This window comes from Mucilaginibacter sp. HD30, from assembly GCF_054061755.1.
Map to the genome: position 1 here is coordinate 2,495,737 of NZ_JBSSEO010000001.1, position 11,509 is coordinate 2,507,245.

General features: G+C 42.8%; 8 protein-coding genes. 3 read left to right on the forward strand and 5 right to left on the reverse strand.

Annotation, left to right across the window (positions count from 1 at the left end):
* The first annotated feature begins 2 nt into the window (after positions 1-2).
* Positions 3-794 (forward strand): hypothetical protein, encoded by a 792-nt coding sequence (locus tag ACVW2L_RS11890; protein ID WP_457128188.1) that lies wholly within the window; start codon positions 3-5, stop codon positions 792-794.
* 2 nt (positions 795-796) lie between these two features.
* Positions 797-1,615, forward strand: coding sequence for a hypothetical protein (locus tag ACVW2L_RS11895; protein ID WP_457128189.1), 819 nt, complete (start codon positions 797-799; stop codon positions 1,613-1,615).
* A gap of 176 nt (positions 1,616-1,791) precedes the next feature.
* Here the strand turns inward: ACVW2L_RS11895 and ACVW2L_RS11900 are convergent, their stop codons facing one another.
* The 5 genes from ACVW2L_RS11900 to ACVW2L_RS11920 all read right to left on the reverse strand — a co-directional run bounded on the left by ACVW2L_RS11900 (position 1,792) and on the right by ACVW2L_RS11920 (position 10,771).
* On the reverse strand, positions 1,792-2,802 hold the full coding sequence (locus ACVW2L_RS11900; protein WP_457128190.1) for a PorP/SprF family type IX secretion system membrane protein: 1,011 nt from the start codon (positions 2,800-2,802) through the stop codon (positions 1,792-1,794).
* Positions 2,803-2,968: 166 nt separating this feature from the next.
* Positions 2,969-6,541, reverse strand: a complete 3,573-nt coding sequence (locus tag ACVW2L_RS11905) for a PKD domain-containing protein (RefSeq protein WP_457128191.1) — start codon at positions 6,539-6,541, stop codon at positions 2,969-2,971.
* A gap of 116 nt (positions 6,542-6,657) precedes the next feature.
* Positions 6,658-7,104: a response regulator gene (locus ACVW2L_RS11910; RefSeq protein ID WP_457128192.1), complete on the reverse strand. Its 447-nt coding sequence runs from the start codon at positions 7,102-7,104 to the stop codon at positions 6,658-6,660.
* Positions 7,105-7,263: 159 nt separating this feature from the next.
* Complete coding sequence (locus tag ACVW2L_RS11915) at positions 7,264-9,042, reverse strand: ABC transporter ATP-binding protein (RefSeq protein WP_457128193.1); 1,779 nt, start codon at positions 9,040-9,042, stop codon at positions 7,264-7,266.
* Positions 9,026-10,771: an ABC transporter ATP-binding protein gene (locus tag ACVW2L_RS11920; protein ID WP_457128194.1), complete on the reverse strand. Its 1,746-nt coding sequence runs from the start codon at positions 10,769-10,771 to the stop codon at positions 9,026-9,028. Before ACVW2L_RS11920 ends, ACVW2L_RS11915 begins: the two co-directional genes overlap by 17 nt.
* Positions 10,772-10,876: 105 nt before the next feature.
* Here ACVW2L_RS11920 and ACVW2L_RS11925 point away from each other — a divergent pair, with 105 nt between their 5' ends.
* A complete protein-coding gene (locus ACVW2L_RS11925) occupies positions 10,877-11,479 on the forward strand; it encodes a GNAT family N-acetyltransferase (protein ID WP_457128195.1) in 603 nt (200 codons plus the stop codon).
* Positions 11,480-11,509: the final 30 nt, after the last annotated feature.

The following is an 11,509-nucleotide window of genomic DNA, read 5'->3' on the forward strand; positions in this document are numbered from 1 at the left end:
ATATGAAACTATTAATATTTGCTTTCCTGTTGATAGTATATATGGGTGCCCATGCCCAAAAACTGCCCAATGTGCAACAGGTTAGTTTACGTGCGCCGGCCAATGTCAAAATAGATGGTAAAGCAACGGAGTGGGGTAAAAAACTACAGGCATATAACCCGGCTACAGAAGTTTTTTATACAATGGCTAACGACGATAAGAAACTCTACTTAATAGTACAGGTAAGCCAAAGCGTAATGACCACTGCTGTTAACGGCGGTATCAAGCTGGCAATACAAAAAGCGGGCTATAAAAGTGATGCCGGGGCACCATTTATCAAGTTTCCCTATATGGAAAAAGGCAAGACGGTACTAATAGATCCCAAAGACTGGGATCACGCTACAGACACGGCAGTAATAAAGTATAACAAACAGTTAGCTACCAGGGCTAAATGGATATATACAAGTGGACTAAACGGGGTAGATAGCCTGCTTTCTATTTATAACGAGCATGGCGTAGCGGCCGCTAACGCTTTTGATAATGAAATGAAATACACCCTTGAAATGGCTATCGATCTCTCGCTGCTTGGGCTTTCTTTTGACCATGCATCAAAGTTCTCTTACCACCTTATGATTAATGCGGAACCTAACAGCTATAGCTTCACCGGCCCGTTAAACGTAATGAAACGCGTTGTAAGCAACAACAATTGGCCTACAACAGAGAGGTCGATCCAAAACATGGAAACTTTTGAAAACTTCCTTAACAACTGGACCGCTCCTACAGATTTTTGGGGTGAGTACGCTTTAGCGAAATAATCATGAAAAGAATAGTATTCACTTTTTTATCAGCAATAACTCTTGTGGCAAATGCCCAAACCAAGGCGGATGTACAACAATTGCCGATTAAGGCTGACAATACTGAAATAAAAATTGATGGTGAACTAACGGAGTGGTGGCATCAATTTCAAACGTATAACAAAACCTGCGAAATTACCTACAGTGTAGCAAACAGCAGCGACTATCTCTATCTCGCTATCCAGGCGAAGGATGTAGAAATAATTCAAAAGATAATTACAGGCGGTATAGCCATTACAATTAACACAGATGGCAAAAAAGACAAAAACGGCCTGGTTATAACCTTCCCTTTTTACGGAAAAGATAAAAGCCACCCCTATTTAAATCTGGAAAAACGAAAGGAGATTAACGCAGACAAAGCAAATTATAATGTGCGTAAAGACAGTCTAATAAATAGCGGAAACGCCAAAATAAAAGCCGCGTTTAAGTTTATCGGCATATCTGGCTTAAAAAGTATCAACGAAGAAATTATACCTATTTACAATGGCGAGGGAATAGCTGCTGCCGGTATGCTTGATAATAGTTTATATTACGATTTTGAACTTTCAGTGCCCTTAAAACTCCTCGCGTTCAATTCCAACCCGCAAAAATTAGCGTACAACATCAAACTCAACGGGTTAGCTTTTGGCGGGTCGGACCTGAAAGTTATGCGTGACCGCTTTTTAACTTTTAAAGGCAGCGATGGAAAAGACTATATGTTAGGCGACGCAACGCCACGCAACTGGAGCCTGGCAACCCCAAGCGATTTTTGGGGAGAGTATACACTGGCTAAATTCAAATAGTTTAAGAAGCTTATATTGCAGGTTTAGCATCTTTAGTATAATGCCACTTTTTAGTACCTTTTATAAACGCTAAAAATCACAAAAAACTAAAATCAAACACATAAGAAACAGGTGTATGCACTTTTTATGGGTTCTAAATTCCAGCTACAGTATAAACTTGCACAGCATATTGAAGTTTAAAAACCGTGCTGCGGGGCGGTAAGTTTAAAGCCGTTGTTAAGCATAAGCCCTATAACTATTTCGTGGGTACCGCGGCTTACTGTATTAAGGGCCGATGTGGTGATGTCGTAACTATACCCCACATTAATAAGCGAACTCAGATTGAAGCCGGCCAAAACGGCCGCAGCATCTTTATGACGATAGGATGCGCCTAACCAAAACTTATCATTAAAGTTAAATTTTCCGTTAACATCATAAGTTAATGGTACCGGACTGGTTCTTTTTATCATTACAGATGGCATAAACGTTATCTCGTCCGTCATGAAGAGTTTAATACCCGCTGTTAAATAAAAATGCGGGACGGTTGGGCTGCTTGTGGTTCTGGAAGTGCCAAAGTAATAGTTTTGAGGAAGCAGCTGCCGCGCGGACAGGCCCACAAAATAAGTAGACGAATATAACCATACACCTGCACCAATATCAGGCTTCCATTGGCTGTTGTTTGCCCCGTTGGTTATTGCAGGGTCGTTAGGATCGGTAAGCGTTATATCCTCTGTATTCAGCGTAATACGGTTAAAACCTCCCATAACCCCTACCGATAGGTTCATCCGGCTGGTTAACCCCAGGTGATAAGCATACGTGGCGGCAACGTTGGTTTGCGTTATAGGTCCGGCCTTGTCGGTCAAGATCATGGCGCCCACACCATGATGCGGCTCAGCGGCCTGGTAGTTTTGCGTGTATAACCGGCTTGATGGATTTACGCCGTTCTGGCCAGAAAAACCCGTTGCATCGCCTTCTATAAAATTGCGGCCAATGGGTGTGTTAACTGATAGGTAACTGGTAACAGGGGCCCCATCTAAACCCGACCACTGGTTGCGGTGGCCCATCTTTAAATCGGTATAACTTTCAATACCCGTAACAGCCGGGTTTAAAAGGTAATTGTTAAACACGTACTGTGTAAACTGTGGGAGCTGCTGCGCCATAGCAGAGCGCGCACTGATAATTAAAATGAATAATAGAAGTTTTTTCATTAAAGAAGATCCACCCTTGTTATCGCGATATTGTTTTAAAATGAAGGTCTAAGTCTGGCTGCTAGTTTTAATCTTGTATTTATTAATTTTAAGTTACAGACACAATTATTGACGAATATAGCTTTTCTACATTTATCTGTTACATAAACAAGCTATAAAATTTTCATCATCTGATAATACTAAGGTATCCTGAAGCCGTTTTTCGTCCGCTTCCAGGGTTAATTATATAATAATATGTACCTACCGGTAATGCCGAGCCGCGCAAGCTTCCGTCCCAGGGTGATGCATATCCCTTTGAAAAATATACTTTTTCTCCGGTCCGGCTAAATACTTCAACGGTTACATTGGGATACAAATTCAGGTATTTAATTTCCCATACATCATTTATACCATCACTATTGGGCGTAAAGGCATTGGGTATAAGCGGGGCCTTTAAAACCTTTACAAATATGTCTTTAACGGTTATGCAACCCTTATCAGATGTTACTGTTAATGTGTATGTTGTATTTTCAATGGGGCTGGCATAAGGCTTTTCAACATCTGCGCGATCAAGCGTGGCGGCGGGCAGCCAGCTATACCTTACTGAACCAGAGCTGATACTTACATTGGGGCGCAATATTATTTTTTGCCCCTCAAGCATGGCATATTGTTCATCATCCTGAATAACGGGTATGGGGTTAACCTTAATGTTAAATTTAGCAGCGTAGCTACAGCCTGTTCCGCTTGCTGCAAATACATAGTTAATTACAAAAGTACCGGTACCGGAAACCACAGGATCAAAAGTGCCGGTCTGACTTATTCCAGTTCCTGAGAAAACCCCCGTACCTGCATAAATGCCTTTATTCTCTTTAATTACGATAACGCCATTATCCTGACAAAGAATAATATCAGCGGTAATAGGGTTATTGTTATATAATAAGGTAATTACCGGGTTGGCGTTAATGGTGATGATGTTGTCAAAAACATTGGTACAGGATTGGCTATCGCCAGAAAATGCTATCAATTTAACATGATAGGTTTTCGTAGCGGGGGTATTAAAAAGGCCGTAGTTATGGGTATATAACTTATTTGCATGTAGGGCCGCAGATGCGTAGGTTTCTGATAGCTCGGGGTGATTATCATAATCAAAATACCATATAAGTTTGGTTACATCACCAAAGCCGCCGGGTATGGCCGATTCGTCCTTAAAAGAAATGTCACTGCCACTGCAGTTGTTTTGCACAGAAAATTTGGCTACGGGGTTAGCACCATTTATTTTAAACTGAAGTTGTTTAGTGCTTACACAGCCGTATTTAGAAGTTACGGTGAGCGTAACGGTGTAATTACCCGCAGCATTATACTTATGCTGCGCATTTTTTTGGGTGGATGTGTTGTTAACGACCGATGCGTTAGGGTCGCCAAAGTTCCATTTGTAGGTAAACTCTGCTTGCGTGTTATCTTCAATTGTGCTCAGATCTGTAAACCTTGCTACGTCATCAATGCAGGCATCGGGCAGGCTAAAATCAACCACCGGGAGGGAATGAATAGTAATATCTTTTTGAAATGTCACACTAACGCATCCTGAATCAGTGGTAACCATCAGCTTAACGCTGTAAGTGCCTACAGCAGTAAAAACATGGCTAAATGGCGTAGCTGCTGTTTTGTCCTCAGCAGGTGTTCCGTCGCCAAAATCCCAGCTCCATTTTACAATGCTTCCCTCTGAGGCCAGCGAATTATCGGTTATGGTAACGCCGTTGTTTAAACAATCAGACGCCGTCATGGTAAATAAAGCGACCGGTAATTTGTTGATATGTACATTTTTTTCGGGGGAAACAGTACTGCAGCCATTGGCATCTGTAACGGTTAACTTAACCTTGTAGTCGCCTGCGGCGGCGTAAATATGTGTAGGGTTCTGCACGGTTGAGAAAGGAGATCCGTCGCCAAAATCCCATAACCACTGCTGTGCTGCCCCTCCATCGGCAATAACCGAAACATCTTTAAACTGCACACCATCGCCCAGGCAAAAACTACTTTTATTAACCTGTATAGCGCTCACAGGCTGACCGTTAACCGTAAAAAAGAACTGTACCTCCTGATCAGACCCACATTCATCAACCACCGGGTTAAAAACAGTTGCTGTAGCTATGTGGTTACCAACGGGATAGATAACCATATTGGGGTACTCGTAGTTGTATAAAGCTTTTCCCGCTACAATCGTCGTAGATTTTATCAGCGGATTGGTTTGCACAAGGGGTGCCGTGCCATTACCAAGGTCCCAACTTATGCGGGTGGTTGCATAGGGCAGGGTTAACTGTAACTTGTAAGCCTGGCCGCTGCATGCGGTTGTGAGGCTTTTTGCAATATCAGCAGAGTCTTCAAACACAAGGTGGGTATTCAGATCCAGCTGATTGGTACCGGCAGCGTAACCGTATGATTCTGTACCCCCGAAGCCATATGCGATAGCTGTAAAGGCTTCATCCGCCTTTAGCGTGTGCGTGCCGGATGTTACAGAACCACCGCCGTTGTTTGTGGGACCGGATGAAACTGCTATCTGCGCGTAAGAATATTCGGGCTTACCCGCTACCGGGGTAAACGCTGTATAAGGAGCTCCATCGAGGGTAAATGACGATACTGCACTGGTGGGTAGCATAACATTGATGTAGCTTGCCAATATTCTATAATAACCGCTAGAATACAGTGTTACCCTGTCAAGTCCCTGTTCAATAGGGCTTAAATAGATCATTTCAGGGTCGCCGACATCACCGTTTACCCTGCCGTTAGGGCCCTCTCCCTGACTCCCAGAGTATTGAACTACCTGTATCGGCTTGTCAGCCGATACTACGTTGGTGGCGGTTGACTGAAATTCATAATACAAACCATTTACAATTTGGTTCGCCGCGATTGTAGTCCCATTAAGTATTATCTGTGTTGCAGGATCACTTAAAATAACGCGGTAAATATCGTAAGGGCGTGATTTTAGGGGTGCCGTAATGTAATTTTTGCCCCATGTTGAAGTGGCGTAAACCTGCTGGAACAAATTATCAGAGGTAAGTTGAGCTTCATTAGAAAAACCAATGCCAATTTTAGTACTGCCCGAAAAAACCGCTATTTTTTTGCAGGTACCGGATGCTGTACTGACTGATTTAATTTTGGTGCCGGTAAGATCTAGGTGTTCAGCACCTAAACCTTGATACAACTCTCCCATTTGCAGGTTGACCGTAAACGTAACACCCTTTGCTTGGCCGTTTAAAAGTTGTTCAGAAGGCGTTATTTCTACAGCAGTATTATCCTCGGTGGCAATCACCGCAAAAGTTGAATAGGATGGCAACCCGTCTGAGTTAAGTGAATTTGACCCCTGCTTATAATTGATAGACATATACTCCTTACCCATAGCGCTGACAGGCAGCAGCAATGTGGCACCCGATACCGACGACGCGTAAATATGCGCGTAAACAGCTATCGGCTTTGCCGATTTGATATGGATGCCTTTTAAAAACTTACCCTGGCTGCCCACAAAGGCGCTGGCGGGGATATTTACAAAAGTTACAGCATTGGCTGTTACGTTGAAGCTTGTGTTAAATGATCCGTCAGCAATGTCAACTGTACCCGTAGTAGACACGTCGGAGGTAATGTAAAGGATCATGGCGCTGGGATTATTCGCCGTTGAGGTACGGATATGATCCATATACATCGTCCAAAACTCAGTACCCTTATTGCTGGTTCCCTGGGCTTTGGTATCTGTCCGCCAAAAAAAAAGCAATAAAATAAGAGCAGTACAATATAATGTCCTGGTGTGTATCAAGCAGTAAAATTAATTAGGCGGTTTATAAAATTCCGTCTAAATATACATACTAAAAAAACACAATAACAAAACTGCTACACTAACTTTTTCAGGGCCTCTATTTCGGCGTGGGCAAGCCGTAGTTTTGCTGCCAGATCTTTATTCTCGCGCCTTAATTTGTAGATTTCTATGGCGTTTACAATGTACATTTTCAGCTCATCATTTTGCCATGGCTTTACCAGGTATTTATAAACGTGGCCACGGTTAATGGCATCCATCACCGCGTTTATATCGGCAAAGCCGGTAAGCAATATTCTAATGGTATCCGGATAGGTAGGTATTATCGACTCAAGGAATTCAATACCCGTCATAACAGGCATGCGGTGGTCTGTAATAATTACACCAATTTCTGTAGTGTCCAATATTTTTTGGCCCTCTTTAGCAGATATTGCTGTATATACCTCAAAGTCGTGCCTAAAGACTGCTTTAAAACTATTGAGGTTATTAACCTCGTCATCCACATATAATACTCCAACTGCCATATTTAATTGCAAAGCTCACAGTAATGATACATTATAAAAACAAAACCCTAATGTAAAAATTTGCAAAGAGCATTTTTTGTTACCATTCTGCACATTAAGTCAGTTTTAATCACTAATAACAACCAGTATTGCCTACGCAATAAATTGCGTAAACGGGTTTTAACTTACCCTTTTGCCCTTTAACAGCAGATCCATTGCATCGTTAAAAGATCCTGCTCTAACAACCTCGCCCGAGTTCACAAAAAATATCTCATCAGCATTTTCAATGGTATTTAAGCGGTGGGCAATTATAACCCGCGTAGTATGCTGCGGCAGATTATTAAGTATCTCGCTTAACAACTTTTCTGTAATGGTGTCAATGTTTGCCGTTGCTTCATCTAATATAAGCAGGTCAGGATGGCGCAATACGGCCCGCATAAAGGCGATCAGCTGTTTTTGCCCTAAACTAATGCTGTTTCCACTTGATAGTACTTTGGTTTCTAATCCATCATCAAACATGGCCAGTAAGTTTCCCAAATTGGCATCCTTAATGGCCTGCTCCAATTGCTCGTCAGTATAGCCGGCATAAAGCTTATTTCCATACAATATATTCTCGCGTACGGTACCGGTAAATAAAAATGGTTCCTGTAAAATAAAGCCTATTTTTTTGGAACGCTCTGTAGCATCATAGCTCCTTATATCTTTCCCATCAAGCAAAACAGTCCCGCCTTGCGGATCATACAAACGGGCAATTAATGATGCTGTGGTGGTTTTGCCGCCACCTGTTGGCCCAACCAGGGCATAAGTCTTACCCCGTTCCAATTTAAAATTAACATTATGCAAGATTTGGTTATCACCATAACCAAAATGCACATTCCTGAATTCCAGCAGCGCATCAGAAGTTTCTTTTTCAGCAGCTTTTACCGTGGCCAGATCAGTCTCCAGAGCTAAAATTTGCGAGATCCTGTCCCAACCCGCCATGGCCACCTGGAAGTTGGCCCAAAGTGTAGCTAACTGCCTAAGCGGGTTATAAAAGTTGGTGGTGTACGAAAAGTAACTCACAAGCAAGCCTATAGTAAACTCGCCTTCGCTAATTAAATAAATGCCAAATGTTAAAACAGCCAGTTGCGCTATACTTGCAAACAGCGTGTAAACCGGCATAAAAATATTATTTGCGAGGCCAGCGCCAATGGCGCTTTTATAATTTTCTTTATTGGCAACATCAAAACGTTTCCTAAAATAATCGCGGCGGTTAAAAGCGATGATCACTTTAAAGTTGTGCAGACTCTCTTGTATCTCTGCACTCATGCCGCCCACACTTTTTAAATTTTTGGCGTTGGTACGTTTTACCCAGGGCGATACGATCATGGTAAAAAATAAGATCAACACACCCGGAGCAAGCGCTGCCGCACCCAATTTAATATTAATAGCCACCAAAAATATCCCCGCGCCAAGCATGGTAGCAATGCTGCCAATAAATTGCATAAGCGACTGCGAGAAAAACTGGTTAAGCTTATCCGTATCATTATTTATGCGGGATATCAGGTCGCCGGCTTTGTTTTGGTTAAAGAAAGCTACCGGCAGTTGCTGTAACTTATTAAAAACTGCGTTGCGCAAAGTAAATAGCATTCGCTGCCCTACCCCGCCCATTAAGCGCGTTTGCAGATAACTGGTAACAAGCGACACAAAATACAGGCAAAGCAGCAAACCACAATTAACCAAAACGCCGTGATATGGGTCGATAGCCGTTTTTTTGCTGCCGGTAACTATATACTCATCAATAGTGTGGCCCACCACATAAGGCCCTGCCAGGTTGATAGATGAGGTAACCAATATGGCACACATGGCCAGCAAAAGATTTTTTCTTTCGTGCGCTATTAACTGCAGCAGGTTTTTCAGCCCTGAAAGGGTTGAGGTTTTTTGCTGCCCTTTAGATAACTGGTTAAGATCGTAATTCATAGTTGCTGGTGCTTTGTTGTGAATTAAAGATCTGTACATATTCAGGACTATCAGCCATCAGTTCGTCGTGGGTTCCTTCGGCCACTATTTCGCCATCCATCAGCACCACAATTTTATCGTAATGCTCAATGGCAGCTATTTTTTGGGTTACCGAGATCAGCGTGGTACCGGGATAGTTGCGCTGAACATTAGCCAGTATTTTCTGTTCGGTGCCGGTATCAACACGGGCGGTAAAATCATCCAGCAATAAAACTTTAGGATTTACTGCCAGCGCCCTTGCCAGCATTATCCGCTGCTTTTGCCCGCCAGATAAGCTTGCTCCCCGCTCAGAAACAATGGTGTTCAGCTTATCGGGGAGGCCATTAATAAAGTCGGCCAGTTCTGCGGTTTCTATCGCTTTTTGCAATGATTCATCTGTTACTGTATCGCTAAAGGCGATATTCTCGCGGATGCTCATATTGAATATAATACTATCCTGAAACACAAAACCAACCTGCCGATGAAAGGCTTCGCTGTTATAGCTTGCTATGCTTTTACCGTCAAACTCAACCGTTCCCTCTGTTGCATTTATTAACCCGGTAAGTAAGTAAAGCAGTTGCGTTTTCCCGGCGGCAGTCGGACCAATTATCGCAATTTTTGAACCTGATCTTACCGACAGTGAAACATCTTTTAAAGCGGGTTTCTGTCCGTAAAAAACACTTACGCTCTTCATCTCGATATCACCTTTTATCGGGGTGGTATCGGTTCCTTTTTCCTCCGTATCGGGCGCGTTTAATATGGCGTTAAGCCTTTGGAAAGATGCCGTAGCCTGCGCTATAATATTGCTCATAAAACCTATAACCAGTATAGGGAAGATGAGCATGATGAGGTAACTGTTAAAGGCCGAGAATTCGCCCAGCGTCATGGTGCCCATTATTACGTAGTGACCGCCCAGCGCCAGAATGGTTAGCAGGGAAAGGTTGGCCGTGAAGGAGATAACAGGGATAAGCCCGGCAAACATTTTAAGTATAGTTAAACCAAAATCGCGGGCTTTACTGTTGGCCTCTAAAAACTTCATTGATTCCAGACCTTGCGAGTTGATGACGCGGATCAGCGCCGAGCCCAAAATACTTTCGTTAATGATCTTGTTCAGCCAGTCTATAACCTCTCTGCTTTGAATAAAAAGTACCCGTACCTTTTTAAGCACATAAAAAAACGTACCGCCTATTATCGGGATGATAGCAATTACTGTTAGTGCCAGTCGCCAGTTAATGCTCAGCATCAGCGCACTTGCGCCTACAATTATCACCAATGATGATACGATTGATACAATAGCCTGCGAAACAAACAGCTTAATAGAGTCGGCATCGGCAGTTAGGTTGGTAAGTAATTTGGCCGGGTTGGCCTGCTCAATAAAAGCATGACTTTGCCGCGAGATCTTATCGGCCAACCGGGTACGCAGATCGCGCGCTACGCGCTCTGAAGCGTAGGTTTGAATAACACTTTGCAGGTATCCAAATATAAAAACCAGTACAACAGCTATGGCGAACTCTGTAATAACAACTTTCAGATCAAAAGTTTTATGAGTGTAAGCGTCTATCCCATCCGCTATAAAGCGTGGCAGCAGCAGGTTAATGCCGTTGCTTAGCAGTGCCAGCACAATAAGCAGGGCTACCAAACCACGGTAAGGTTTTAGCAAGCTGCCTATTCCTGGTGGTTTTGGCGTATTAGCGGTTGTTTTTGAGGGCATATTGTTTATTGAGGAGGCAAAAATACTAAAGCTTATGTTATATTTTTATTAAGATTGCAGACGATCATCAGGCAATAATATTTTAAGATCATTCATAAAAAATTTATGGCACTCAATTTTAACGCTAAAGAGGAATATATACTGGAGGACGAACGGGTTTTGTTGCGACCATTGCTTGCTGACGATCTTGAAAATCTTCTGCCTTTTTCATTATACGAGCCCGATAATTGGCGCTATTCTGCAAAGTCTGCCGAAGGTGAAGAAAATTTAAAGTTGTATCTCAAAGAGGCCCTCACTTTGAGAGAGGCGAAAACTGAATATCCGTTTATAGTATTTGATAAACGCGTTGGAAGCTATGCCGGCAGCACACGTTTTTATGATATACAACCTGTAAATGGTACTGTACAATTAGGCTATACCTGGTATGGAAAAGATTTCCGTGGTACGGGCATGAATAAGCATTGCAAATTTTTGCTCCTGCAGTTTGCGTTTGAAACGATGAACGCCGAGCGCGTGGAGTTTCGTGCTGATGCACGCAATGCGCTAAGCATCGCTGCAATGAAAAGCATTGGCTGTACGGTAGAAGGCATTATCCGCAGCCACATGGTGTTGCATGATGGCGGCCGCCGCGACTCCATAATTTTAAGTATTTTAAAGGATGAATGGTTTGGTGGTGTGAAGGAGCGGTTGAGGGAGAAGTTGGGATAATAATCTTTATAAAAGACTGTCATGCTGAAC

What these genes read in the sequence shown, in the direction of transcription:
- ACVW2L_RS11890 (WP_457128188.1), top strand. Translation starts at nt 3, where the DNA reads ATGAAACTATTAATATTTGCTTTCCTGTTGATAGTATATATGGGTGCC.
- ACVW2L_RS11895 (WP_457128189.1), top strand. Translation starts at nt 797, where the DNA reads ATGAAAAGAATAGTATTCACTTTTTTATCAGCAATAACTCTTGTGGCA.
- ACVW2L_RS11900 (WP_457128190.1), bottom strand. Translation starts at nt 2,802, where the DNA reads ATGAAAAAACTTCTATTATTCATTTTAATTATCAGTGCGCGCTCTGCT.
- ACVW2L_RS11910 (WP_457128192.1), bottom strand. Translation starts at nt 7,104, where the DNA reads ATGGCAGTTGGAGTATTATATGTGGATGACGAGGTTAATAACCTCAAT.
- ACVW2L_RS11915 (WP_457128193.1), bottom strand. Translation starts at nt 9,042, where the DNA reads ATGAATTACGATCTTAACCAGTTATCTAAAGGGCAGCAAAAAACCTCA.
- ACVW2L_RS11920 (WP_457128194.1), bottom strand. Translation starts at nt 10,771, where the DNA reads ATGCCCTCAAAAACAACCGCTAATACGCCAAAACCACCAGGAATAGGC.
- ACVW2L_RS11925 (WP_457128195.1), top strand. Translation starts at nt 10,877, where the DNA reads ATGGCACTCAATTTTAACGCTAAAGAGGAATATATACTGGAGGACGAA.